General features: G+C 57.1%; 30 protein-coding genes. 12 read left to right on the top strand and 18 right to left on the bottom strand.

Features of this window, described 5'->3' with window-relative positions:
- Positions 1-10: 10 nt before the first annotated feature.
- Complete coding sequence (gene hemH, locus AC2FEB_RS17255) at positions 11-1,060, top strand: ferrochelatase (RefSeq protein WP_496675172.1); 1,050 nt, start codon at positions 11-13, stop codon at positions 1,058-1,060.
- Positions 1,061-1,132: 72 nt separating this feature from the next.
- Here hemH and AC2FEB_RS17250 read toward each other — a convergent pair whose 3' ends face one another.
- On the bottom strand, positions 1,133-1,315 hold the full coding sequence (locus tag AC2FEB_RS17250; RefSeq protein ID WP_117870963.1) for a hypothetical protein: 183 nt from the start codon (positions 1,313-1,315) through the stop codon (positions 1,133-1,135).
- A 139-nt stretch (positions 1,316-1,454) separates the two neighbouring features.
- Positions 1,455-2,054, bottom strand: coding sequence for a L,D-transpeptidase (locus AC2FEB_RS17245; protein WP_496675174.1), 600 nt, complete (start codon positions 2,052-2,054; stop codon positions 1,455-1,457).
- Positions 2,055-2,223: 169 nt separating this feature from the next.
- Between AC2FEB_RS17245 and dalA the strand changes: the two genes are divergently transcribed.
- On the top strand, positions 2,224-2,739 hold the full coding sequence (gene dalA / locus AC2FEB_RS17240) for a divisome-associated lipoprotein DalA (protein WP_496675176.1): 516 nt from the start codon (positions 2,224-2,226) through the stop codon (positions 2,737-2,739).
- A gap of 57 nt (positions 2,740-2,796) precedes the next feature.
- Here dalA and ptsN read toward each other — a convergent pair whose 3' ends face one another.
- From ptsN to AC2FEB_RS17205, 7 genes are all read right to left on the bottom strand, one after another.
- Positions 2,797-3,261: a PTS IIA-like nitrogen regulatory protein PtsN gene (gene ptsN / locus AC2FEB_RS17235; RefSeq protein ID WP_117872900.1), complete on the bottom strand. Its 465-nt coding sequence runs from the start codon at positions 3,259-3,261 to the stop codon at positions 2,797-2,799.
- Positions 3,262-3,322: 61 nt separating this feature from the next.
- On the bottom strand, positions 3,323-3,886 hold the full coding sequence (gene hpf, locus AC2FEB_RS17230) for a ribosome hibernation-promoting factor, HPF/YfiA family (RefSeq protein ID WP_117870967.1): 564 nt from the start codon (positions 3,884-3,886) through the stop codon (positions 3,323-3,325).
- 252 nt (positions 3,887-4,138) lie between these two features.
- A complete protein-coding gene (gene lptB / locus AC2FEB_RS17225) occupies positions 4,139-4,897 on the bottom strand; it encodes an LPS export ABC transporter ATP-binding protein (protein ID WP_299900130.1) in 759 nt (252 codons plus the stop codon).
- Positions 4,897-5,388 (bottom strand): LptA/OstA family protein, encoded by a 492-nt coding sequence (locus tag AC2FEB_RS17220; protein ID WP_371415282.1) that lies wholly within the window; start codon positions 5,386-5,388, stop codon positions 4,897-4,899. Before AC2FEB_RS17220 ends, lptB begins: the two co-directional genes overlap by 1 nt.
- Positions 5,389-5,391: 3 nt before the next feature.
- The gene (gene lptC, locus AC2FEB_RS17215; protein WP_496884235.1) at positions 5,392-5,991 is read right to left on the bottom strand and encodes an LPS export ABC transporter periplasmic protein LptC; all 600 of its coding nucleotides are present in this window, start codon (positions 5,989-5,991) and stop codon (positions 5,392-5,394) included.
- 11 nt (positions 5,992-6,002) lie between these two features.
- Complete coding sequence (locus tag AC2FEB_RS17210) at positions 6,003-6,971, bottom strand: KpsF/GutQ family sugar-phosphate isomerase (RefSeq protein ID WP_299637140.1); 969 nt, start codon at positions 6,969-6,971, stop codon at positions 6,003-6,005.
- A complete protein-coding gene (locus tag AC2FEB_RS17205) occupies positions 6,968-7,582 on the bottom strand; it encodes a ribonuclease D (protein WP_496884234.1) in 615 nt (204 codons plus the stop codon). The genes AC2FEB_RS17210 and AC2FEB_RS17205 overlap by 4 nt, the downstream gene beginning before the upstream one ends.
- A gap of 133 nt (positions 7,583-7,715) precedes the next feature.
- Between AC2FEB_RS17205 and AC2FEB_RS17200 the strand changes: the two genes are divergently transcribed.
- The 8 genes from AC2FEB_RS17200 to AC2FEB_RS17165 all read left to right on the top strand — a co-directional run bounded on the left by AC2FEB_RS17200 (position 7,716) and on the right by AC2FEB_RS17165 (position 14,884).
- Entirely contained in the window at positions 7,716-7,973 is a 258-nt protein-coding gene (locus AC2FEB_RS17200; RefSeq protein WP_117870976.1) for a metal-sensing transcriptional repressor, read from the top strand.
- A gap of 3 nt (positions 7,974-7,976) precedes the next feature.
- On the top strand, positions 7,977-9,296 hold the full coding sequence (locus AC2FEB_RS17195; RefSeq protein WP_496675183.1) for an MFS transporter: 1,320 nt from the start codon (positions 7,977-7,979) through the stop codon (positions 9,294-9,296).
- Between the two features lie 52 nt (positions 9,297-9,348).
- The gene (locus AC2FEB_RS17190; RefSeq protein WP_496675185.1) at positions 9,349-9,777 is read left to right on the top strand and encodes an Lrp/AsnC family transcriptional regulator; all 429 of its coding nucleotides are present in this window, start codon (positions 9,349-9,351) and stop codon (positions 9,775-9,777) included.
- A 73-nt stretch (positions 9,778-9,850) separates the two neighbouring features.
- Positions 9,851-10,549: a transglycosylase SLT domain-containing protein gene (locus AC2FEB_RS17185; protein WP_496675187.1), complete on the top strand. Its 699-nt coding sequence runs from the start codon at positions 9,851-9,853 to the stop codon at positions 10,547-10,549.
- A gap of 9 nt (positions 10,550-10,558) precedes the next feature.
- Positions 10,559-12,646: a flagellar biosynthesis protein FlhA gene (gene flhA / locus AC2FEB_RS17180; protein WP_496675189.1), complete on the top strand. Its 2,088-nt coding sequence runs from the start codon at positions 10,559-10,561 to the stop codon at positions 12,644-12,646.
- Positions 12,643-13,416, top strand: a complete 774-nt coding sequence (locus AC2FEB_RS17175; RefSeq protein ID WP_496884233.1) for a flagellar biosynthetic protein FliR — start codon at positions 12,643-12,645, stop codon at positions 13,414-13,416. The genes flhA and AC2FEB_RS17175 overlap by 4 nt, the downstream gene beginning before the upstream one ends.
- The gene (gene flhB, locus AC2FEB_RS17170; RefSeq protein WP_496675193.1) at positions 13,413-14,501 is read left to right on the top strand and encodes a flagellar type III secretion system protein FlhB; all 1,089 of its coding nucleotides are present in this window, start codon (positions 13,413-13,415) and stop codon (positions 14,499-14,501) included. The genes AC2FEB_RS17175 and flhB overlap by 4 nt, the downstream gene beginning before the upstream one ends.
- A complete protein-coding gene (locus AC2FEB_RS17165) occupies positions 14,498-14,884 on the top strand; it encodes a hypothetical protein (RefSeq protein ID WP_496675195.1) in 387 nt (128 codons plus the stop codon). Before flhB ends, AC2FEB_RS17165 begins: the two co-directional genes overlap by 4 nt.
- 33 nt (positions 14,885-14,917) lie before the next feature.
- On the opposite strand, the gene AC2FEB_RS17160 is transcribed toward AC2FEB_RS17165, so the two are convergent.
- Genes AC2FEB_RS17160 through AC2FEB_RS17120 form a run of 9 tightly spaced genes read right to left on the bottom strand, consistent with a single transcriptional unit; the run spans position 14,918 to position 19,462 of the window.
- Complete coding sequence (locus AC2FEB_RS17160) at positions 14,918-15,424, bottom strand: flagellar basal body-associated protein FliL (RefSeq protein WP_496675197.1); 507 nt, start codon at positions 15,422-15,424, stop codon at positions 14,918-14,920.
- A gap of 9 nt (positions 15,425-15,433) precedes the next feature.
- Positions 15,434-16,165, bottom strand: a complete 732-nt coding sequence (flgH, locus tag AC2FEB_RS17155; protein ID WP_496675198.1) for a flagellar basal body L-ring protein FlgH — start codon at positions 16,163-16,165, stop codon at positions 15,434-15,436.
- Positions 16,165-16,581: a flagellar basal body P-ring formation chaperone FlgA gene (gene flgA / locus AC2FEB_RS17150; protein ID WP_496675200.1), complete on the bottom strand. Its 417-nt coding sequence runs from the start codon at positions 16,579-16,581 to the stop codon at positions 16,165-16,167. Before flgA ends, flgH begins: the two co-directional genes overlap by 1 nt.
- Positions 16,581-17,366 (bottom strand): flagellar basal-body rod protein FlgG, encoded by a 786-nt coding sequence (gene flgG / locus AC2FEB_RS17145; protein WP_496675202.1) that lies wholly within the window; start codon positions 17,364-17,366, stop codon positions 16,581-16,583. Before flgG ends, flgA begins: the two co-directional genes overlap by 1 nt.
- Before the next feature lie 21 nt (positions 17,367-17,387).
- The gene (locus AC2FEB_RS17140) at positions 17,388-18,098 is read right to left on the bottom strand and encodes a flagellar hook-basal body complex protein (RefSeq protein ID WP_496675204.1); all 711 of its coding nucleotides are present in this window, start codon (positions 18,096-18,098) and stop codon (positions 17,388-17,390) included.
- Positions 18,098-18,370 (bottom strand): flagellar biosynthetic protein FliQ, encoded by a 273-nt coding sequence (locus tag AC2FEB_RS17135; protein WP_117871005.1) that lies wholly within the window; start codon positions 18,368-18,370, stop codon positions 18,098-18,100. Before AC2FEB_RS17135 ends, AC2FEB_RS17140 begins: the two co-directional genes overlap by 1 nt.
- A gap of 4 nt (positions 18,371-18,374) precedes the next feature.
- A complete protein-coding gene (gene fliE, locus AC2FEB_RS17130; RefSeq protein ID WP_117871007.1) occupies positions 18,375-18,665 on the bottom strand; it encodes a flagellar hook-basal body complex protein FliE in 291 nt (96 codons plus the stop codon).
- A gap of 12 nt (positions 18,666-18,677) precedes the next feature.
- Positions 18,678-19,064, bottom strand: a complete 387-nt coding sequence (flgC, locus tag AC2FEB_RS17125; protein ID WP_496675207.1) for a flagellar basal body rod protein FlgC — start codon at positions 19,062-19,064, stop codon at positions 18,678-18,680.
- Between the two features lie 11 nt (positions 19,065-19,075).
- The gene (locus tag AC2FEB_RS17120; protein WP_117871011.1) at positions 19,076-19,462 is read right to left on the bottom strand and encodes a FlgB family protein; all 387 of its coding nucleotides are present in this window, start codon (positions 19,460-19,462) and stop codon (positions 19,076-19,078) included.
- A gap of 105 nt (positions 19,463-19,567) precedes the next feature.
- Between AC2FEB_RS17120 and AC2FEB_RS17115 the strand changes: the two genes are divergently transcribed.
- Positions 19,568-20,887: a FliI/YscN family ATPase gene (locus tag AC2FEB_RS17115; protein ID WP_496884244.1), complete on the top strand. Its 1,320-nt coding sequence runs from the start codon at positions 19,568-19,570 to the stop codon at positions 20,885-20,887.
- 85 nt (positions 20,888-20,972) lie between these two features.
- Positions 20,973-21,812, top strand: coding sequence for a flagellar motor protein MotB (locus AC2FEB_RS17110; protein WP_496675209.1), 840 nt, complete (start codon positions 20,973-20,975; stop codon positions 21,810-21,812).
- Positions 21,813-21,844: the final 32 nt, after the last annotated feature.

Genomic DNA, 21,844 nt, shown 5'->3' with positions numbered 1-21,844 from the left:
GAATGCCCACATGTTTGATGCCACTCGCCCCGCTCATGCCCCTGCCGACCACCCGAAGGTCAAGATGGGCCGCGTTGGCATTTTGCTGGCCAATCTGGGAACGCCGGATGATTACACCTACTGGCCCATGCGCCGCTATCTGAACGAGTTCCTGTCGGATCAGCGGGTCATCGACTATCCGAAGTGGAAATGGCAACCGATTCTTCAGGGGATCATCCTCAGCAAACGGCCGTTCAGTTCGGGTGAAGCCTATAAATCGATCTGGAATCACGAAAAAGGCGAAAGCCCGCTGATGACGATCACCAAGGACCAGACTGCCAAGCTGCGCGACGCGATGCAGAATCGTTATGGCGATCAGGTGATGGTCGATTTCTGCATGCGCTACGGCAACCCGTCAACAAAGTCCAAAGTGCGCGAGATGGTTGCCGCGGGCTGTGACCGTATTCTGTTCTTCCCGCTTTACCCACAATACGCGGGCGCAACCACGGCCACCGCCAATGACCAGTTCTTTCGTGCACTGATGGATGAGGCCTGGCAGCCCGCCTCGCGAACCGTACCCGCCTATTTCGACCAACCCGCCTATATCGACGCCTTGGCGCAATCCGTTGAACGTGCTTATGCAGCGGCGGAGACAAAACCCGATATTCTGGTCTGCTCGTATCACGGGATGCCGGAACGGTATCTGCAACAGGGTGACCCCTATCATTGCCAGTGCGCCAAGACGACACGGCTGCTGAAGGAACGGCTGGGATGGTCAGACGATCAACTGGTTTCAACGTTCCAGTCGCGATTCGGCCCCGAGGAATGGCTGAAACCCTATACAGTGGATCATGTGGCGGATTTGGCCAAGCAGGGCAAAAAGAACTTAGCGGTCATCGCGCCGGCATTCTCGGCCGACTGCATCGAAACGCTGGAAGAAATCAACGAAGAGATCAAGGAAAGCTTCGAAGAAGCGGGCGGCGAAACCTTCACCTATATTCCATGCCTAAACGACGACCCGGCGCACATAACTGCATTGGGCACGGTGATCGAAGACAATTTGAGCGGCTGGCTGGACTGACCGGCACAGCCTTGGGAAAACAAAAAAGGCGGTGGATTGCTCCACCGCCTTCTTCGTGAATTCCGCGTCGAATTAGCTTGCAGCAACAGCAGCAGCAACAACGACCAGCAGGATCAGCGGCAGCAGGATGCCCTGCGACGAACCCTGAGTTTCTTCTACAACAACAGGTGCTTCAACAACCGGCTCTTCCAGGTTACCTGCATAAGCGGTCGAAGCAGCAGCAGTCAGTGCAGCAGCGAGAACGAGTTTCTTCATATTAACCTCCAGAATTTGCGCAGTTCCAATGCCCGGAACCGCACATCTAAGACTTACCTCGTGGTTTTTTCTAATCAGCATTGGCGCTGGAATGCAATTGCAACTTGACCGGTAAGCAGGTTCCCACACGAAAATGTCGTCAAATTAGCAACACTTGCGTGCCGACCTTCGTCATCGAGAACAGCTCAGCAATGTCTTCGTTGAACAGACCAATACAGCCATTCGACGACCGTCGCCCGATTTTGCGCGTATCGTGCGTTCCGTGAATACGGTAGTATTTCCAGGCCAGGTACAAAGCGTGTGTTCCCAGCGGGTTATCAGGACCCGGAGGGATATGGTCAGGCCATTCCGGGTTTCGCTTTTTCATCGATGGCGTCGGAGACCAGCTGGGGCCTTCTACCTTGCGAATAACGCTGGTGCGACCGCGGCGGGTCATTTCCTCGGTCAGCGGAACCGATGACGGGTAGAGTTTGTATACGGATTGATCATCTGACCAATAATGCAGCGCGCGCGACACGGTATCGACCAGAATGGCTCCGTTTCTGGTGTTCGAAAAGTACGGCTGCCAATCCAGTGCCCGAAAACCCGATACGTTCCGGCGCACGGATGCCTCGGGCTCGGGTGCGGGACGCAGCGGATCACCGGGGATGTATTGCGCCAGTGCCGGGGTTGCCAGCGTCGCGGTAGCCCCTGCCAGAAAACCTCTGCGTGTGGACGAGTGATTGCGCTTTTTGACCATGACAACGGGTCCTGTGTTTAGATGAGGTTTGAAATCTATGACATTCTATTGCCAGAATGCTTCAGTCGCAAATCAAACCGGCAGAATCACGCAAGTTTAGGCTATTGCGCGTTTGCTCAGAACTGTCAGGCGCGCTATGCCCTGTATTGACACAATAATCAGGTCGATCATGACGCGCATCGTTTCTTTACTCTTGACTTGCCTTGTCGCGCTAGCGGCATGTACAGACACCGGCACCACAACCATTGGTGCGGACGGCCGCCCGCTGCCAACGGTTTATAAAATTCGCGGCAACCCGGAAAAACTGCAGTTTCGTATGGTTGATTCGGTCAATGCCCTGCGACAAGCCCAAGGTTTGCAGCCTGTCCAGCTGAACGCGCAGCTGAACGCGGCTGCGGCAACTCATTCCAAGGACATGGCCCGGCAGAACCGGCCCTGGCACTTCGGGTCGGACGGGTCCTCTCCGATTGATCGGGCTGCACGGGTCGGCTATTTCGGCACGTTCCTCGGTGAAGCCATTTCCGAGACCTATGAAACCGAAACGGAAACCCTTGCCGCGTGGATGCAGGAGCCCGGGCCGCGTGCAGTCATCATGGACCCCAAGGCCACTCAGATGGGGTTCGCCTGGCATCAGGAAAACGGCGGCAAAATCTGGTGGACGCTGGAAATGGGTACGGGCGGCTGATGCTGAATATGGATTCAATGAATAGGCCCCCGAATTTCGGGGGTCTTTTTTTGCAGTTTATGCCGCTTGCATAGATTGTGCTTCGGTCAGGATCGCATAGAGTTTGACCGGATCAGGGTTCGCCCGAAGCTTGGTGCACACCGACGTGTCCCTCAGCGTGCGCGACACAAGGGCCAGCGCTTTGAGGTGATCGACCCCGGCCTCTTCCGGTGCAAACAGTGCAAAGGCAATGTCTACGGGTTGACGATCCACCGATCCGAAGTCGATGGGCTTTTCCAGCATGACGAATACGCCCGAAACCGAATCAAGCTCGGGCAAACGCGCGTGCGGAAGCGCCACGCCATGCCCCACGCCGGTTGGGCCCAGGCTTTCCCGCTCTAGCAGACAGTCGACGACTGCCTGAGAATCGAGGCCCAGATTAGCGGCCGCGACATCGCCGATTTCCTGAAACAACCGCTTCTTGCTGGAAGCGGCGGACAATACACGTACTGCTTCGGGCTTCAGTATGCTCGAAAGCTCCATGATAACGCTCCATGGCACAGCAGCACCCGCCTCGGCGGGTGCGGCGCCGTATTCCTGCCTGTCAAGGATCAATCCAGCCGATGTTACCGTCTTCGCGACGATACACGACATTCAATCCATCCTTGTTCTCATTTCTGAACACCAGCACCGGGGCACCGGCAAGTTCCATTTGCATCACGGCTTCACCAACGCTCAAAGATGGGATTTTTGTTTCCATCTCAGCCACAATCATGGGCTGCAGCGATTCGGGTTCATCGGCCGTGTCCGATTCGTCAGAGGCGAGGATATAAGAGGACGCCCCAAAGAGTTCAACCGGTTCGGACCGATCCTTGTGGTGGTCCTTCAAACGACGCTTGTAGCGCCGCAGTTGTGTTTCCATTTTGTCGCAGCATGCCTCGAACGCCGCATATATTTCGGTTGCGTGCGCCTTGGCCTGGGCGGTCAGCCCGGTAGACAGGTGCACTGTTGTTTCGCATACATATTCATGCGCTGAACGGGAAAAGACGACGTTGGCATCCGTAGGCCGCTGGGCATATTTGCCCACAACCTCGCCCAGTTCGGTCTGCACGTGTGTCTGCAGCGCCGCACCGATGTCGATCTGTTTTCCGCTGATTTGGTAACGCATGTGATCTCCTTCACAATTCACACCCATTCTGACGTCACGTTACGCGACGAACTTGTTTTTATCGGGTGGGGGGTCGAGACACTTTCCGCGGTTGCCTTAAAACCAGCCCTTCAACGAAGGGACATCGATCTCCAGACTGGAACCGGGTAAATGCCATGGGACAATTGAGGCAAGAGACGACGGAAGAGTCAATCAAAACAGGTGTGTATATACGCGATTTCCGTCATGCATCCGGCGCAGGCTAACACAAGCCTATGAAATACGGAAGTTTTCGCCCAGATAAACCCGGCGTACATTTTCGTTCTCGACGACTTCATCCGGTGTGCCGGACATCAGAACCTGCCCGTCATGCAGAATGTAGGCGCGGTCGACAATTTCCAGCGTTTCCCGCACGTTATGGTCGGTGATCAGAACACCGATTCCTCGTTTTTTCAGGTCGGCAACCAGATGCCGGATATCGCCGACACTGATCGGATCAACGCCTGCAAACGGTTCATCCAGCAGAAGGTACTTCGGGTCTGCGGCCAAACACCGCGCAATCTCAACGCGGCGACGCTCACCGCCGGAAAGGGCAAGGGCTGGCGCACGGCGCAGGTGTTCAATCGAGAAATCCGACAACAGCTCTTCCAGCCGTTCTTTCCGCCTGTGTGCATGAGGGACAGTGATGTCCAGTACCGCAGCGATATTGTCCTCGACGCTCATGCCTCGAAAGATCGACATCTCCTGCGGCAAATAACCAATGCCCATCCGCGCGCGCCGGTACATCGGCAAAGTCGTAACATTCTGGCCATCTATAGTGACTTTACCGGCCTCAGGGAAAACGAGCCCGGCCACGGAATAAAATGTTGTGGTTTTACCCGACCCGTTGGGTCCCAACAGGGCAACGACTTCGGACCTGTCCAGCGTCATCGAGACGTCGCGGATCACCGTTTTTTTCCGGTAAGACTTCCGCAGCTTCTCAATTCGCAGCCCGGAACTGCCTTCGGCCACTGACAGGTTGGGTCGCGCCATCAATTGTTTCCCTGTTGAAGGATCGTTTTGACGCGTCCGGTCATTGTGGCTGTGCCCGTTGTAAGATTGGCGTTCATCTGGTCGCCGCTGATGATGCTGGGGCCTTGCGTCAGCAGGACATTACCCTTCATGACGATCACACCGGAATCGATTGTGTATTCTGCCCAATCGCCCTCCGCAGCATCCGGCGGGCTGACCAGAACAACATTCTCGGTGGCTTCCATCCGTTCAATGGCTGAGCGTTCCTCGTTATAAATCACCAGAACCCGTTCGGCAGTCAGCCGCATTTCGCCCTGAACTACGATGACATTTCCGAGGAATTCGGCAGACCCGTCCTCCTGATTGACGTTCAATGTTTCGGATGTCACCTCGACCGGAAGGCTCGGGTCGGCATTAGCAGAACCAAAAGCCACCTGCGCCTCTTGCGCAGTTGCGGGAGCGGCACCTGCAACCAGAGCCAGGCACAAAGGAACAAATCGAAAATCGAACACAGGTTATCTTTCTGATTTTTCAGGCTCGTATACCAGCTTCACACCGTCTGTAAAAACAATATGGACCGGTCCGCCCTTTTTTTCAGCCCCGAAGGTCATGCGTCCGGCGGAAAAGTTGCCGATCGGCCCGGTTCCATTTACCCGCCCCGGAGTGTCGCCCCGGATTTCGTCCAGCGACGTGTTGAGCAGATCCGTTGTGACTTTTAGACCGTCGGCGGTTGTAATTACCACATCGCCAACGAAAGTTGCCGTGCCCTCATCTGGGCGGATCAAACCTGAATTGGAGTCCAGAAATATCGTTCCGCCACTGAGAAGCCCCAGACGTCCCCGAAACTCGGATGCGGTCGGGGTTTCGTCTTCGCTGCCCTGCTTTGCTTGGGTGGCCTCGATCTGAACATCTTCGCCTTTACGGGTTGTCCCGCGATATTTCGGCTGAGTGACCACCTGCTGCGCCAGCCGCTCGTCAATGTCTTTCTCAGCAAATGGCACCGACACGTTGGTTTCGATGCTGCGGGACAGTAAGAACACGGTGGACAGCATCAGAATGGCCGCAAGCGGCAACAGAACCTTCAGGAACTGTACCATGCGGGAATACCTGTCCACTTCAGTCTTCCTCAGCCCAGACCGACGCGCAGGCAGTCGTGGATATGCAGAAGACCCAGGGGCTGACCTGATGAAGCCTCGTCAACCACGAACAGAGATGTGATTTTGCGATCATTCATGATCGCCACCGCCTCTTCGGCCAATGCGCCCGGTGTTATGGTGGTCGGACTGGCCGTCATGACCTGCTCGGTCGTTTTATCCAGAAGACCGTCCATGTGCCGGCGCAAGTCACCGTCAGTAATGATACCCGACAACTGCCCCTGCGCATCCGTTACACCGGCCACGCCGAAACCCTTTTGGCTTATTTCGATCAGCGCATCGCTCATCGGGGTGTTCGCTGCGACCAGAGGCAGGGCGTTGCCGGTATGCATCAGGTCACCCACCGTACTCAGCCGCGCTCCCAACTTGCCGCCGGGGTGGAAGGCACGGAAATCCTCGGGGCGGAAATCGCGATACTTCATTAGCGCAATGGCCAGCGCATCGCCCATGGCAAGAGTCAGCGTCGTAGAGATCGAAGGTACCATGCCAAAACCGCAGGCCTCACCCATTGATGGGATCAGCAAATGCACATCCGCCTGTTTCATCAACGTGCTTTCTGGCTTGCTGGAAAGCCCGATCAGCGGAATGCCAAAGCGGCGCGTAAAGGCCAGCAGGTTGGCCAGTTCAGGCGCTTCGCCGGAATTCGATATCGCCAGCACCACATCGTCTTTGGAAACCATCCCCAGATCGCCATGGCTGGCCTCGGCCGGGTGCACGAAATAGGCAGGCGTTCCGGTACTGGCCAGAGTGGCGGCAATCTTGTGGCCGATATGGCCCGATTTTCCGATACCACTGATGATGATGCGCCCGGTGGCTTTCAGGATCAGATGCACGGCTTCGGCAAAATGTTCGTCAAGGCTGTCGGCCAGAACGTCCAGCGCACGGGCTTCATCGGTGACGACCTGACGGGCGGTTTTCAGGAATGCTTCGGTGTCGGTCATGAGTGTGCAAAGATATCCGTTTCGGGCCAACCGGCGAGGTCCAGCTTCGCACGCATCGGCAGGAAATCAAAACAGGCCTGCGCCATCTCGGTCCGGCCCTCGCGCGCCAGCCGCTTGTTCAACTCGTCCCGCAGGCGGTGCAGATAAAGAACGTCCGAGGCCGCATAGTCCAGCTGCGCATCCGTCAGGATTTCAGCGCCCCAATCGCTCATCTGCTGTTGTTTCGATATATCCACGCCAATCAGTTCCTGACACAGGTTCTTCAACCCGTGCCGGTCGGTGTATGTGCGCACCAGCCGGCTGGCGATCTTGGTGCAGTAAACCGGTGCGGCCAAGGCGCCAAAGGTGTTATACATCGCGGCGATGTCGAACCGCCCGAAATGAAACAGCTTCAGGACATCGGGGTTTTCCAGCATGGCACTCAGGTTCGGGGCCTCGGTCTGGCCCTTGTCCACCTGGATGATATGGCTGTTTCCGTCACCTCCTGACATCTGGATCACGCACAGGCGGTCGCGATGCGGGTTCAGCCCCATGGTTTCACAGTCAATGGCCACAACCGGGCCCAGATCCAGCCCATCCGGCAGATCGTTTTTGTACAAATGGTTCGCCACGCGACTATTCCTTTGTGCGATATCGCCCCCGAGATAGGCGGTTTGGTCCCCAAACTCAACGCCGTCCAAAAGTCGCGGGCCATTCGATGCCAAATCCTTGACCTTATCCCCATCGGGGGGATATGGATAAGCCATGTCCAATCACGCCCACCAGTCACATCCACAGATCACGGCCCGGCTGAAGCGGGCCCACGGGCACCTGGCCAAGGTCATTGCCATGCTAGAGGGGCAGGCTCCCTGTTCGGACGTCGCACAACAGCTGTTTGCTGTTGAAAAGGCCGTCACCAATGCCAAACGCGTTTTGATTCATGATCATATCGAACACTGCCTGTCCTCTGACGACGATGGTAGCGGTATCGAAGATTTCAAAGCGATCACAAAGTACCTCTGAGTCATGCTGAGTATTCTGAGAAACCGCACCTACCGCCACCTTTTCGCGGCCCAGATCGTCGCCCTGACCGGAACCGGGCTGGCCACGGTCGCCCTTGGGTTGCTCGCCTTTGATCTGGCCGGGAATGCTGCGGGCCTTGTCCTTGGCACGGCACTGACGATCAAGATGGTGGCTTACGTCACCGTTGCCCCTCTCGCTGCTGCATTTGCCGAGCGTCTGGATCGGCGCAAAATGCTGGTCGTGCTGGACCTGATCCGCGCTGCTGTTGCAGTGTGCCTGCCGTTCGTAACCGAAATCTGGCAGGTTTATGTGCTGATCTTCGTGCTGCAATCGGCCTCGGCAGGCTTCACACCCGCCTTTCAGGCAACGATTCCGGATGTGCTGCCGGACGAAGCAGAATACACCCGTGCATTGTCGCTGTCGCGTCTGGCTTACGATATGGAAAGCCTGCTGAGCCCGGTGTTCGCCGCAGCATTGCTTCTGTTGGTCAGCTTCAACAGCCTGTTCTGGGGCACTGCGCTGGGTTTTGTTGCATCGGCAATGCTGGTTGTCTCGGTTGTGCTCCCGTCACCCAAGCCAAGCAAACCCCGCGGCATCTATGACCGCACCACACGTGGCATTCGTATCTATCTGAAAACACCCCGGTTGCGCGGGCTGCTTGCTCTCAGCTGGAGCGCGGCCGCGCTGAGTTCGATGGTGATCGTCAATACCGTGGTCATCGTGCGCGCCAATCTGGGCCTCTCGGAAAGCGCCGTGGCCATTGCCCTGGCCGGGTTCGGAGGCGGATCAATGCTGGCGGCCTTTACCTTGCCCCGCCTTCTGGATCGGATCGAGGACCGTCGGGTCATGGTCGCAGGCGCCGTTTTTGCCACAGGCTCCATGGCCGTCGCCGCGATGCTGGCCGCAACTGTTCCCATGTCGCTCGGTCTGCTGACCGTGTTGTGGGCACTTACCGGTTTTGGATACTCCACCACACTTACACCTTCGGGCCGCCTTTTGACCCGGTCGGCCCATCCCGAGGATCGCCCTGCCGTCTTCGCCGCGCAGTTTACCCTGTCGCATGGTTGCTGGCTGGTTCTTTACCCGCTGGCGGGGTGGCTGATGACCGTGTTTGGTCCGACCGTGACACTCAGCAGCATGGCGACGCTGTCCGTGGCGGGCGTCGTCGGTGCAATCAGCCTTTGGCCGCGCCTCGATCAAGAGCCGATCACCCACGATCACCCCGACCTGCCGCCCGATCACCCGCATCTGGCCGGGTCAGGCCCACACGCGCATCCGATCATCATCGACGATCTGCACCCGCGCATCCCACGCGAACCTTGAGCAAGGGCTTCTATCTGATCTAAACCCGGAATGACCACGAACCGGAGCCCCAATGGACCAGCTTGACCGTCGCATCATCGCCGCCTTGCAGGCCAATGCACGCGCCTCGACCACGCAGATTGCGACCACGCTGGGTGTCGCCCGTACAACCGTGCACGAGCGAATCAACCGGATGGAACAGCGCGGCCTGATCGAAGGGTATTCCGTGCGTCTCGGGTCCACGGAAGACACACCGAAAGTGCAGGTCATCGTCATGCTCGAGGTACAGCAGAAGGAAACCACCCGGATCATCAGGCGGCTCGAGGCCTACCCGGAGGTCAAACTATGCCTTTCGATCAACGGAGAATTCGACCTTATGCTGTCGGCAGAGGCGCCCAGGCTGGAAGATCTGGACATTCTGGTCGACGACCTGGCGAAGATTCCCGGTGTCCTGCGCACCAATACCAGTGTCGTGTTCGGGCGCAGGATCGACCGAAACTGAAACGGCGATAACTCTCTGTAAACCGATCGTTGGCTAGCTTGGCCGGGATAGATCAGAATCCCGGACCGGCAGAATGCCAAATCAAAAGATCCCGCTTGTTCTCATGTTGTTGCCTGTGCTTTTGGCGCAGGCAGGATTTGCCATGCCAGATGCCAAAGCCGGTGACCTGTGCGATCAGGCCGCGCGCCGCGCCGCTCTGTCCGAAGGCGTGCCCTTGGACGTGCTGCGCGCCATCTCGCGCGTTGAAACCGGGCGCGCACTGGACGACCGGTTGCAGCCCTGGCCCTGGACGATCAATGTCGGCGGTCAGGGGTACTGGTTCAAGTCCGAGGTCGAAGCCAAGGCCTATGCGTTCAAAATCTTCAAAACCGGCGCACGCAGCTTTGATGTGGGCTGTTTTCAGATCAATTATCGCTGGCACGGCAAAGCCTTCCGTTCGATAGACGCGATGTTCGATCCCGATGAGAACGCAACCTACGCCGCCCGGTTCCTGAATGACCTGCATGCCGAGCTTGGATCGTGGCCCGCGGCCGCGGGGGCATATCATTCCCGCACGACATCCCTTGCCGAAGCTTACAAAGGGCGATTTCAAACGGTGCTGGCACAGCTCGAAGGCACGTCCCAAACCCGGGTTGCGGCCACGCCCCGCGATCCGTTCACCGGGGCCGGTCTCCCCTTGATCCCGATGCAGACCGCTACGCCCCACACCGGGGCGCTGGGGTCTCTGGTGCCAGCCGCAGGCACCGCAACCGCGTTTGTCGCCTTCAATTAGGAGTTTCGCGTGCCCAAGATCGACATCCGGTCCCTGTTTTCACCAACTGTCCTGCTGGCGATTGCGCTGATGACGGTCATCGTCATGATGATCCTGCCCATGCCAGCCTGGGTTCTGGACGTGGGGCTGGCTACCTCCTTTGCGCTGGCGATCCTGATCTTTACCCTGACACTGTTCATTGAGCGCCCACTGGATTTTTCGTCTTTCCCGACGATTCTGTTGGCGTCTCTGATGTTGCGCCTGTCGTTGAATGTATCGTCGACGAAACTGATTATCGGGCAGGGGCACACCGGCCCGAATGCGGCAGGAGACGTGATCGAAGGTTTTGCCAGTTTCGTCATGGGCGGCAGCATTTTTCTTGGCCTGGTGGTGTTTGGCGTTCTGCTGATCGTGAATTTCATGGTCATCACCAAAGGCGCTGCCCGCATGGCCGAAGTAGGCGCACGCTTTGCCCTTGACGGAATGCCGGGCAAACAACTTGCGATCGACAGCGACATGTCCGCCGGGGCAATCGATCATCAGCAGGCCAAGGAACGGCGAGAGCTGGAACAGCAGGAGACGACATTCTTTGGCTCTCTCGACGGTGCGTCGAAATTCGTGAAGGGAGACGCCGTCGCCGGGCTTCTGATTACACTGCTAAACCTCGTTATGGGCCTGGTCATGGGCGTTGTCGTGCATGGAATGCCCGTGGCCTCGGCGTTCGAAACCTATGCGATTCTGACTGTCGGCGACGGGTTGGTGTCCCAAATCCCTGCAGTTATCATTTCTATTGCTTCTGCCCTGCTGCTGGCACGGGGCGGTACGCAAGGGGCCACAGACAACGCCATCTTTTCTCAACTTGGCCGCCACCCGGCAGCATTGTCTACCGTCGCGATGCTTATGGTTCTGTTCGCGCTGGTGCCCGGCCTCCCTTTTCTGCCATTCATCCTCGGCGCAGCAATACTGGGATTTGCGGCCTACAGTGTTCATCGAAAGCAGCGAGACACAGAGGCATCAACAAAGCTGCCTTCGACAGAAACCGAAACGCCAACATCCCAAGCCATCGGAGACATTCTGGACCTGGATGATGTCCATCTGGAGTTCGCCCCGGATCTGGTCAGCATGGTTCTGAATCCGGGCACCGGGTTGGACGCCCGTATTGCCAATATGCGCACCTATGTGGCGTCGACCTTTGGCCTGATACTGCCCGAGATCCGCTTAACTGACCGTGCCGACCTGCCGACCGGAACGTATGTGATCAAGGTCCAGGGCGTCGAACAGGCGCGCGGTGTCTTGCATCCCGATCTGATCCTGGCGCTCGTGCAGGACGGTTTTGACCTGTTACCGGAGGGCAATGACGTGACCGAGCCGGTCTATGGTGCTCCAGCACGCTGGATCCTGCCCAAAGATCAGGAGGACGCCGCGCTGAATGGTGCCACTATAGTCTCACCACCCGAGATTCTTGCCACCCATCTGCTGGAGATCATCAAACGAAACTTCTCGCGCCTGCTGACCCTGAAATCGCTCCGTCGCCTGCTGTCCGAAATGACTCGCTTGAGCGACCCGGTACGCGCCGAAGCCAACCGCAAACTGCTGGATGAACTGATCCCCGACAAAGTGCCGATCGACACCTTGCACGCAGTTCTGCGCCTGCTGCTCGACGAACGTGTGTCAATCCGCAACATGGCGCTGATACTTGAAAGTGTTGCCGAGGCGCGGCTGACCGCCACTCAACCCGAAGGCATCTGCGAACTGGTGCGTCAGCGTCTTGGCTTTCAGTTGGTCGCGGACATTAAGCGCGAGGATGGCTCAATCCCTCTGATCCAGTTGGCCCCTGAATGGGAGGACACATTCACCTCTTACCAGATCGACGCCCCCAATGCCGGCATGGATGTCGCGCTGCCCCCGAACCTGTTCAACAAACTGGCCGACGGCGTTGTAAGCAGCATCGCAAAATCCGCTGACAACGGCCTGTTTCCGGCCGTCGTGACCTCGACCCGGCGCCGTAGGTTACTGCGCACAATCATGCAGGCGCGCGGCGTGTCCAACCCGGTTTTGTCCTTCGAAGAAATCGGGTTGGAAGCCAAGCCAGCTTTGGTCGGAACTGTTGCCGCGTGATCGCCCTGCCACCAGAAATGCTGTCTCAGCTTGCCGAAACAATCTGGCAGGCCTTCGTTGTGTTTCTGCGTGTCTCTGCTCTTGTCTCGCTGCTTCCAGCTTTCGGTGAACAAAGTATCCCGACACGGGTTAAGCTTGGTGCTTCTGTTGCTTTCACCCTGATCACATTGCCCGCTGCGCCCGCCGTCAGAATTGACTCCAGCCTGTGGGCGACCGTGCGACTGGTCGGGACCGAAGTTCTGATCGGGCTTGTCCTGGGGATAGGCTTACGCCTTTTCGTTCTCGCACTGCAAACCGCAGGGTCCATTGCGGCTCAGTCAACGTCATTGTCGCAATTGCTGGGCGGCGCGGCGGCCGATCCGGTCCCCGCTATGGGATATCTGCTGACCCTGGCAGGGCTGACACTTGCGGCAATCATGGACCTGCACGTCCGGGCCGCACAGTTTCTGATCCAGAGTTACGCGTTGTTTCCAATAGGATTGGCACCCGGAGCTGCGGATGTGTCACGCTGGGGTTTGCACCAGGTCGCAAACAGCTTTGGGCTGGCTTTTGCACTGGCAACGCCATTCGTCATCGCTTCCTTGATCTATAACTTGGCCCTTGGGGTCATCAACCGGGCGATGCCGCAGCTGATGGTGGCCTTCGTGGGTGCTCCGGCGATTACCTTTGCTGGGCTGTTACTGCTGTTTGCAGGCACACCGCTGATCCTTTCCGTGTGGGCTGACGCGCTGATCGCCTTCTTCACCAACCCGATGGGAGCGCAGAGATGAGCGCAGGTGATGACGACAGCGACAAGTCATACGAACCGACATCACAAAAACTGCTGAAAGCACGTGAGAAAGGTGAGGTTCCCAAATCCAATGACCTGTCGGTTGTGGCGGCATATGCCGGGTTTCTGATCGCCCTTCTGACGGTCGGGCAATACACCGTCGAGCAAATGGGCACGGTGTTCATGGTTCTGATCGACCAGTCCGACGAACTCTCGCGGCTTCTGACGGCAGGGCCTTCGCATGCTCTGGTTGCAGGGGTTTTGAAGAGTGCCCTGCTTCCGGTGGCATTGCTGTTCTGCCTTCCCGCTGCGGCTGTTCTTCTAAACTTGATCGCCCAGCGCGCGCTGATCTTTGCCCCAAGCAAACTGAAACCAAAACTTTCGCGTATCTCCCTGGTTTCGAATGCCAAAAACAAGTTTGGGCGTGGCGGCTTGTTTGAGTTTGCCAAAAGCACCGCCAAGCTGTTGATCTACGGCACCTGTCTTGCGCTTTTTCTCAAAGCCAACCTAACCGAGATTCTGTCGGCCAGCGCGGCACCGGCAAAGTCATCCATTCTGCTGATGATGAACCTGCTGTTTCGCTTTCTGTTCATCGTTATCGCAGTCGCGCTGGCCATCGGGGTTGTCGATTTCCTTTGGCAATACGCCGAGCACATGCGCAAGAACCGTATGTCACGCAAGGAAATTATTGATGAAACAAAGGATGCCGAGGGCGACCCCCATGTCAAACAACACCGGCGCCAGCGTGCACAGGAGATTGCTACCAACCAAATGTTGGCAGATGTTCCTAACGCGGATGTTGTGATCGTAAACCCCACCCATTTTGCTGTGGCGCTGAAATGGACACGGGTTGCGGGCAGCGCCCCGGTTTGTGTTGCCAAAGGTGTGGACGAAGTTGCCGCCACCATCCGCTCTGCCGCAGGAGAGGCTGGTGTCCCGATCCATTCAGACCCTCCCACAGCACGTGCGCTTCACGCGACCGTGGATATCGGTCAGGAGATTGCCGGAGAGCACTATCGTCCTGTTGCCGCCGCGATCCGGTTTGCCGAAGCAATGCGAAAACGCGCAAAGGAGCAAGTTCGATGAAACACACTCCGCTACCTGACTTGGAAAAAGTAACCAACGCCGCGTTTCAGAAGCATTTCCAGGCACTGCGACCGATCCTTGAGGCCGAGGCTCGGATTCAGCAACAACTTGCCAGATTGGACAGTCAACTCAATCAGGCGCGCCAAGACAGCGCCAAGATCGAAGGCTATCAGGTTTCAGGGACCGACGTTCTCTGGAATGGCTGGGAGTCCGCGACGCGGAGACAATTGAACCTGCAACTTGCCCGAACTCGCGCGCAGAAACTTGCCGGAATGGCAGCTTTACGTACAGCTTTTGGGCGAAAACAAGCCGTAGAAACATTGCGGATGAAAGTTCAGCAGGTTAACCGAAAAGCGAAGGCCAGAAAACACTTCGGGCAATAGCTCGACCGGCCCGAAATATCGGGCAAATTAGCGTCAGCTATCTTGTCGGTTTACACTCAGAATCAGCACTTTGGACACGTCTTCACCAAATTCTTTGCGCGCTACTTCCAGCAAGGAATTCCGCAATACGTCCAGGTTCCCGGATTCTGTAAAAGCCCCGTCAAAACCACCCATGTTTGCATGGTCAAAAAGAACCCGAAGAAAGCCATCTCTGAGTTTAGGCTCGATTGCATAATAGGTTTCTGTAATGGCCGGGTTCGCCTCAAGGCTCAGCGACAGCGTTACCATGGCTTCGATCTGGTCGTCTTTCACAACGGGGACGACGAATTGCTTGGTCATTTTCAGATACCCGAAGCCATCTCCCTTATCTTTTTTCTTTGACTTACCTGACTTTTTATCAATCGCCTTGACCTCTTTGACCGCTTCTTTTGCAGAAGCTGCACTTTCAGGATTTTTCGCAGGAGCAAGAACCAGACCCGCGCCAATACCCGCACCAAGCCCGACAATCAAAAAAAACACAGGTATCAATTTCGCGATCACGATCTCACCTCAGAATGGCAAAAGTGAATCAAGAACTTGCTGGCCATAACGGGGTTGCTGGACATCCGTTATCTGCCCTCTGCCGCCATACGACACCCGCGCCGACGCGATTTTGTCATAGGTGATTTCATTTTGCCGCGAGATGTCCTGCGGGCGGACGTATCCTTCCACAAGAAGCTCTCTTAGTTCGAAATTGACCCGCAACTCCTGAGATCCCTCTATCGAAAGAACTCCGTTCGGCAACACATCCAGCACTGTTGCGGCAACACGTAGAGTCAGCTTTTCGTTTCTCCTGACCGATCCCCGTCCAGAGCTTGAAGAATCCGCCTCAATCGAAACGGCTTCATCCAGCGATGCGCCCTCGGGCAAGTTCTTCTGCACACGCTGAGGCAGGCCGAAGAGGCTGGGAACTTCAAGGTTCTCGGACCCAGATCTGGATCGTCTGGTGTTGTTCGAGATTTCAGCTTTTTCATCCAGCTCGATGACAACGGTCAGGATGTCTCCTTTCTTGATCGCGCGCTGGTCGCCTAGCAGCGAATGCTGCCCGCCGCTCCACAAAGAGGACCGGTCAACATTTCGCTGGGGTTGCGTATGCAATGGCAAACCCGGCCACAACATTGCAACCTGTTCCGGGGAGTCTTCGTTTGGAGTGAAACTTGGCGGTTTGCCCAAATGATCCATTCGACTACAAGCGGACAAGACAAAAGCCGTTAGGAGAAGGGTTTTTGACAATCCGTGCATCACTTTACCTCGATTTGACCGTCCGGGCGGATTCGGCCTGTTACGGTTGTTCGGGACGAAAGGTTCATGACACGAATGCGATCCCCCGCTGCGCCACGCCCCAGGGCTCGGCCCTCTGTGGTGATCGACAAAGGTTGGCTGCTGAACACCAGCACAACCAGATCGTTTCGATCGACGATGGCAGGCGGCCCAACATCGGAGTCACGAATTGGACGACCGGGGTAGAGCGCCACTCGGGCCTCTTGTCCGATCAAACGGTCAGGATCGGAAATTGCATCGGCAATATCCGTTGGTTTAAACTCGAGATCGGCCGCAGAAATGACTTCCTTGGCCCGGATCGTACGTGTCGAAACCACAATGTCAGCCTGAGCGGCAATTGGCGCCATTAGCATCAGAGTAAATAAAAGACGTCGCATCACCGCACCTGCGTTGTCGCACTCATCATCTGGTCCACCGCCGTGATGACTTTGGCATTCATCTCATAGCCGCGTTGCGCTTCGATCAGCTCGGCAACCTCGCGCACGGCGTCGACCGAGCTGTCTTCCAGATATCCCTGCCGCAAAATTCCCAGACCATCTTCGCCCGGAGTACCCAGAACCGGAGCGCCAGAGGCTTCGGTTTCCTTGAACAGATTGCCTCCGATGGCTTCCAGCCCTTTGGCGTTCGAGAAACTGGCCAGAGCAAACTCCCCAAGCAACTGACCTTCGGGAGAGTCGTCAAAATATGCATAGACCTCACCCGACGCATTGATCGAAACAGAACGAGCATCATCAGGAATGGTGATTTCGGGTGAAACCGCAAACCCGTCCGAAGTGACGATCAGACCTTCTGCCGACCGTTTCAGGCTGCCATCGCGCGTATAGGCGGCCTGACCGCTGGGCAGGGTCACCTCGAGATAGCCACGACCTTCGATCGCCACATCCAGATCGCTCCCGGTGGCCGACAAGGCGCCTTGCTCCAATTGCACTGTCACCGCTGCCGGTCGCACGCCCAGTCCCAGTTGAATACCCGTAGGCAGAACCGTTCCGTCCGATGCGTTCACAGTGCCGGCCCGGGCCATCTGCTGATAATGCAAGTCGGCGAATTCCGCCCGCCGGGCGTTGTAGCCGGTGGTATTCATATTCGCCAAGTTGTTCGAGATCGTCTCGACCCGCATCTGTTGCGCTGTCATCCCGGTGGCCGCAATTTTAAGGGCTCGCATGTCTAACTCTCCTCATCCAATTCAGCGCATCAGCGCTTTGAGTGCGCCACGCACGCGCTCATCTTCACTCTCGAGAAAACTTTGCCCCAGCTCATAGGCGCGCTGGATTTCCACCAATCGGGTCACCTGCTGAATGGCGTTCACGTTTGACCCTTCGAGAAAGCGATGCAAAACCACCGGCTCATCGACCGGATCAATTGCGCCATCAGTACGGAAACGTGTGTTCCCTTCGCGTACAAGTTCGCTCGTGTCGGCGACGTTGAAAACGCCCAGCTGACCCAGAAGTTGACCATTCACACTCAGCGTTCCGTCGCTGCCGACATCGATTGACGCGGCATCAGGCGGGATAAACACGGGGGCGCCATTGGCATCGAGCACACGTGCGCCATCCATTGAAACCAGATCGCCATCAGCATTGGGAGAAAAGCTGCCAGCCCGCGTCAGCCGGTTGCCATCCTGGGTTTCGACCATGAAGAACCCGTCGCCTTCGATAGCGAAATCAAATTGCCCGCCGGTTTGCGTAAGCACACCCTGCTGCATCGACGTATTTCGCGCCTCGGCCCGGCTCATGGAGAGGGAGGGGCTGTTCGGCACAACCTGAATGAACTCTGAGAACACTAACCCCTGCTGGCGATAGCCGGTCGTGTTGGCATTTGCGATGTTATTCGCAACCAGGCGCATTTCATTCATCAGCCCGGACTGGCGGGACAAGGTGACATAGGCGGTGTCCATCAGCGACCTCCTGCGATCAATGGAACAAGCGTTCCGGTGAAAAACGTAACCAGGGTCTGAGTCATGAACCCCATCGAGATCCAGAACACGACGACGATGGCGATCAGTTTGGGAACGAAGGTCAGCGTCATTTCCTGTATCGACGTCAGCGCCTGGAACAGACCGACGATCAGACCCGAAACCAGAGCAACCGCCAGAATCGGAACCGATGTGATGACCGCGATCCAGAGGGCCTGACGCACGATGTCAAAGAAAAGACCTTCGCTCAGCATGGTATCAGACCGGCATCCGCAGGATTTCCTGATAGGCCTCGACCACCTTGTTGCGAACGATCACAGCTGTCTCAACGGCCAGTTCGGTCTGTGCCAGCGCCTGCACAAGCGCGTGCGGGTCGGCTTGCCCGACCATCGCGGTCTGCGACATCTGCTCGCTGTGTCTCAGCGTGGATGCAAAGTCCTGAAAACCTGCCTTCAGTCCCTGCACCATGCCCGAGTGATCGGGGTCGGCCTGGGTTGCAGGACGTGCACCGGCATAATTCTGCGCGGCGGTTAAGGATCGGATGTCCATTCTGGCTGTCCTTTATTTTCTGAGCAATTCCATCAACGACGACGACATTTGCCGTGTTTGATCGAACATCTTGAGGTTGGCTTCATAACTCTGCTGCGCCTCGCGCGCGTCAGCGATTTCGATCATCAGATCGACATTCGATCCCTGATAGTGACCACTGGCATCTGCCATCGGGTGGCCGGGGTCGAAAATGCGTGTCAGGTCGCGTCGATCAAGCTTTACACGGCCGGCTTGCACCACGTTCTGACCATCTTTTTCGATGGTCTCAAACGGCACTGTCTTGCGTCGATACCCGGGCGTATCCGCATTCGATATGTTTTCGGACACGTGGCGCAGCCGGGCTGCCTGCGCACGCAGGGCGCTGGCGGATGCAGCCAATGAGTGGGAAAAATCGCTCATCCTCGGCCTCCTTATCCACGTCCCAGACTGGTGCGAAGGATGTTCATCGAGGATTTGTAGATCGCCAACGCGCGGTCGTGCTGTCGTTTTACCTCGACCGATTTCAGCATCTCTTCTTCAAGCGATACGCCGTTGCCATTTGGATCACCCGACGGAGCGGCCTGGTGCTCTGCCCAGGGCTGCGCACCCGTGCCGCCGTGCAGATGACCACGCCGCGTGGCCACCATGGTCACTTCGCGTCCTGAGGTTTCAAGTGCTTTATGGAAGGGCTCAATATCGCGCGGCTGGTAGCCCGGCGTATCCGCATTGGCCATGTTGCGCGCAATCACCGCCTGCCGTTGCCCGGCATGGGTTGCCATTGCGTACGCGGTCTTAAGGACGTTCAAGTCATAGAACATCGGGGCTTCTCCCTCGATCAATTTCAACCAAGGCTTAACCCCGATTCCTTTAGAAACCGTTTTCAGAACCCAATTGGAGAACCTAAGATGTCCGATCTCGACCCGATGCTTCTGAAACATGAATTCGATCGGATGACTTCGATCCGCCACGTGGGTCTGGTCAGCGGCGTCGCACAAGGGTTGATCGAGATCAGTGGCCTCAACGAACATGCGCGAATCGGAGACTTGCTTACATTGCGGCGGCGCGCGGGGCCCGATCTGGCCGGTGAAGTGCTGCATGTGTGTGCAGACCATATCCATATGATACCGGGTGCCGCCCCGGATGGTGTCAGCCTCGGGGATCGCGTGTATCTCGATCCCTCGCCGGGATTCGCGCCCGCATTGCACTGGCTTGGGCGCGTCATTGATCCGTTTGGCAAACCGCTGGACGGAAAACCCCTGCTGAACGGGCCACAGGATCGCGATATCATGCAGGCACCCCCGCCTGCGGTGGCGCGCAAGCCATTGGGAAAGCGGATGGCCACCGGACTATCCGTTCTCAACACCATGCTGCCGATTGTGCGCGGTCAACGCGTTGGGCTGTTTGCGGGATCGGGTGTGGGGAAATCAACGTTGCTGTCGACGCTGGCGCGCTTCATGCAGGCTGACGTGGTTGTGGTGGCTCTCGTCGGCGAACGTGGGCGTGAAGTGAACGAGTTTGTTGCCCGCGCTATTGGTCCGGAAGCCATGAAGCGCACTATCGTGGTCGCCGCAACGTCCGACCAGTCTGCATTGGCGCGCAGACGGTGCGCGTGGTCGGCCATGTCAGCGGCAGAGTTTCTGCGGGATCTGGGGCTGAACGTTCTGTTTCTGGCCGATTCGGTAACCCGTTTCGCGGAAGCGCACCGTGAAATCGCCGTTGCCATGGGCGAATCTCCTTCGCTCCGAGGATATCCACCCTCTGTCACCCCGCTGATTGCCAATCTGTGTGAACGCGCAGGCCCCGGCACGCAGGAGCACGGTGATATCACCGCCGTGTTCAGCGTCCTGGTCGCGGGTTCCGACATGGATGAACCCATCGCCGACATTCTGCGCGGTGTATTGGACGGGCATATCGTGCTCAGCCGCGAGATTGCCGAACGCGGGCGCTTCCCGGCCATCGACCTCAGCAAATCCGTATCCCGCAGCCTTCCAGAGGCCGCGTCCGAGGCCGAGAACCAGATGATCAACGAAACCCGCAAACTTGTCGGCAGCTACGAACAATCCGAAGTCATGATAAAGGCCGGGCTGTATTCAGAAGGATCAGACCCGCTCTTGGATCAGGCCGTGCGCGTTCATGAGGAGTTGGACTCGTTTTTTAGCAAACCCGATTCCGAAGGGATTGAAAACAGCTTTAACCGCTTATCGCTGACTCTGCGCCGGGCTTCCGCCGGCCTGCCGCGTTAGCGAACTCTGAGCAGTTTTAAGTATTAAGGCCGCCTTAAGACCTGCACAGCTATTCAGATAGTCGGGTGATAAAAAGGTGGTGGAGATGGGTGCGCAAACCAATGCGGCGCCAATCATCATCAAGAAGAAGCGTGTATCGGGTGGCGATGGCCATCACGGTGGCGCGTGGAAAGTCGCGTATGCAGACTTTGTTACGGCCATGATGGCCTTCTTCATGTTGATGTGGCTGCTGAACGCAACAACGGAACAGCAACGAAAAGGGTTGGCAGATTATTTTGCGCCAACAATCCCGCTGAGCCCGGAATCCGGCGGCGGCGACGGAGCCTTTGGCGGCGACAGCATGTTGTCTGAAGACACGCTGTTGCGAGACGGTCAGGGTGCCACGACCAGGCACCCGACCGAATCGCATCAAGCCCGTGGTTCAATCGGAGTGAATGCCGAAGGCGGCGGCAAAGAAAACAAGGAAGACTTCACTACGTTGGAGGCGCAACTGCTGGGGCGTACCGGTGAAAGCGAGGTCTCGGACAAACTGCTCAAGCATATCGTCACACGGGTCACCGATGAAGGTTTGGTTGTGGAACTGTTCGACACCGACGATCAGGCATTGTTCGAATCAGACTCTGACAAACCAACCAGCTTTCTGCGGGCCCTGGCCCTGATCATCGCCCGGGCCTCGGATCTTGTTGTCAATTCGATTGCTGTCGAAGGGCATGTCAGTGCGTCTCCGGTTGTGCAGGCGCGCAACACAGCCTGGAATCTGTCCACCGCCAGGGCACAAACATTGCGTCAGTTACTGCAGGACAAGGGCGTTGAGGCACAAAGGATGGATCGTGTTACGGGCCATGCAGACAGAGAATTGTTCTCCGACAATCCCATGGCTGCGCGAAACAACAGGATAGAAGTGATCTTCCTGCGCCAACCCTGAACTATAGAGCGCATTTTACATGTTAGCGCGCT

The sequence above is a fragment of the Ruegeria sp. YTSC106 genome (assembly GCF_059609765.1).
This window is presented reverse-complemented; position numbering and strand designations above follow the sequence as displayed.

What these genes read in the sequence shown, in the direction of transcription:
- hemH (WP_496675172.1), top strand. Translation starts at nt 11, where the DNA reads ATGTTTGATGCCACTCGCCCCGCTCATGCCCCTGCCGACCACCCGAAG.
- AC2FEB_RS17250 (WP_117870963.1), bottom strand. Translation starts at nt 1,315, where the DNA reads ATGAAGAAACTCGTTCTCGCTGCTGCACTGACTGCTGCTGCTTCGACC.
- AC2FEB_RS17245 (WP_496675174.1), bottom strand. Translation starts at nt 2,054, where the DNA reads ATGGTCAAAAAGCGCAATCACTCGTCCACACGCAGAGGTTTTCTGGCA.
- dalA (WP_496675176.1), top strand. Translation starts at nt 2,224, where the DNA reads ATGACGCGCATCGTTTCTTTACTCTTGACTTGCCTTGTCGCGCTAGCG.
- ptsN (WP_117872900.1), bottom strand. Translation starts at nt 3,261, where the DNA reads ATGGAGCTTTCGAGCATACTGAAGCCCGAAGCAGTACGTGTATTGTCC.
- hpf (WP_117870967.1), bottom strand. Translation starts at nt 3,886, where the DNA reads ATGCGTTACCAAATCAGCGGAAAACAGATCGACATCGGTGCGGCGCTG.
- lptB (WP_299900130.1), bottom strand. Translation starts at nt 4,897, where the DNA reads ATGGCGCGACCCAACCTGTCAGTGGCCGAAGGCAGTTCCGGGCTGCGA.
- AC2FEB_RS17210 (WP_299637140.1), bottom strand. Translation starts at nt 6,971, where the DNA reads ATGACCGACACCGAAGCATTCCTGAAAACCGCCCGTCAGGTCGTCACC.
- AC2FEB_RS17200 (WP_117870976.1), top strand. Translation starts at nt 7,716, where the DNA reads ATGTCCAATCACGCCCACCAGTCACATCCACAGATCACGGCCCGGCTG.
- AC2FEB_RS17195 (WP_496675183.1), top strand. Translation starts at nt 7,977, where the DNA reads ATGCTGAGTATTCTGAGAAACCGCACCTACCGCCACCTTTTCGCGGCC.
- AC2FEB_RS17190 (WP_496675185.1), top strand. Translation starts at nt 9,349, where the DNA reads ATGGACCAGCTTGACCGTCGCATCATCGCCGCCTTGCAGGCCAATGCA.
- AC2FEB_RS17185 (WP_496675187.1), top strand. Translation starts at nt 9,851, where the DNA reads ATGCCAAATCAAAAGATCCCGCTTGTTCTCATGTTGTTGCCTGTGCTT.
- flhB (WP_496675193.1), top strand. Translation starts at nt 13,413, where the DNA reads ATGAGCGCAGGTGATGACGACAGCGACAAGTCATACGAACCGACATCA.
- AC2FEB_RS17165 (WP_496675195.1), top strand. Translation starts at nt 14,498, where the DNA reads ATGAAACACACTCCGCTACCTGACTTGGAAAAAGTAACCAACGCCGCG.
- flgH (WP_496675198.1), bottom strand. Translation starts at nt 16,165, where the DNA reads ATGCACGGATTGTCAAAAACCCTTCTCCTAACGGCTTTTGTCTTGTCC.
- flgA (WP_496675200.1), bottom strand. Translation starts at nt 16,581, where the DNA reads ATGCGACGTCTTTTATTTACTCTGATGCTAATGGCGCCAATTGCCGCT.
- flgG (WP_496675202.1), bottom strand. Translation starts at nt 17,366, where the DNA reads ATGCGAGCCCTTAAAATTGCGGCCACCGGGATGACAGCGCAACAGATG.
- AC2FEB_RS17140 (WP_496675204.1), bottom strand. Translation starts at nt 18,098, where the DNA reads ATGGACACCGCCTATGTCACCTTGTCCCGCCAGTCCGGGCTGATGAAT.
- AC2FEB_RS17135 (WP_117871005.1), bottom strand. Translation starts at nt 18,370, where the DNA reads ATGCTGAGCGAAGGTCTTTTCTTTGACATCGTGCGTCAGGCCCTCTGG.
- fliE (WP_117871007.1), bottom strand. Translation starts at nt 18,665, where the DNA reads ATGGACATCCGATCCTTAACCGCCGCGCAGAATTATGCCGGTGCACGT.
- flgC (WP_496675207.1), bottom strand. Translation starts at nt 19,064, where the DNA reads ATGAGCGATTTTTCCCACTCATTGGCTGCATCCGCCAGCGCCCTGCGT.
- AC2FEB_RS17120 (WP_117871011.1), bottom strand. Translation starts at nt 19,462, where the DNA reads ATGTTCTATGACTTGAACGTCCTTAAGACCGCGTACGCAATGGCAACC.
- AC2FEB_RS17115 (WP_496884244.1), top strand. Translation starts at nt 19,568, where the DNA reads ATGCTTCTGAAACATGAATTCGATCGGATGACTTCGATCCGCCACGTG.
- AC2FEB_RS17110 (WP_496675209.1), top strand. Translation starts at nt 20,973, where the DNA reads ATGGGTGCGCAAACCAATGCGGCGCCAATCATCATCAAGAAGAAGCGT.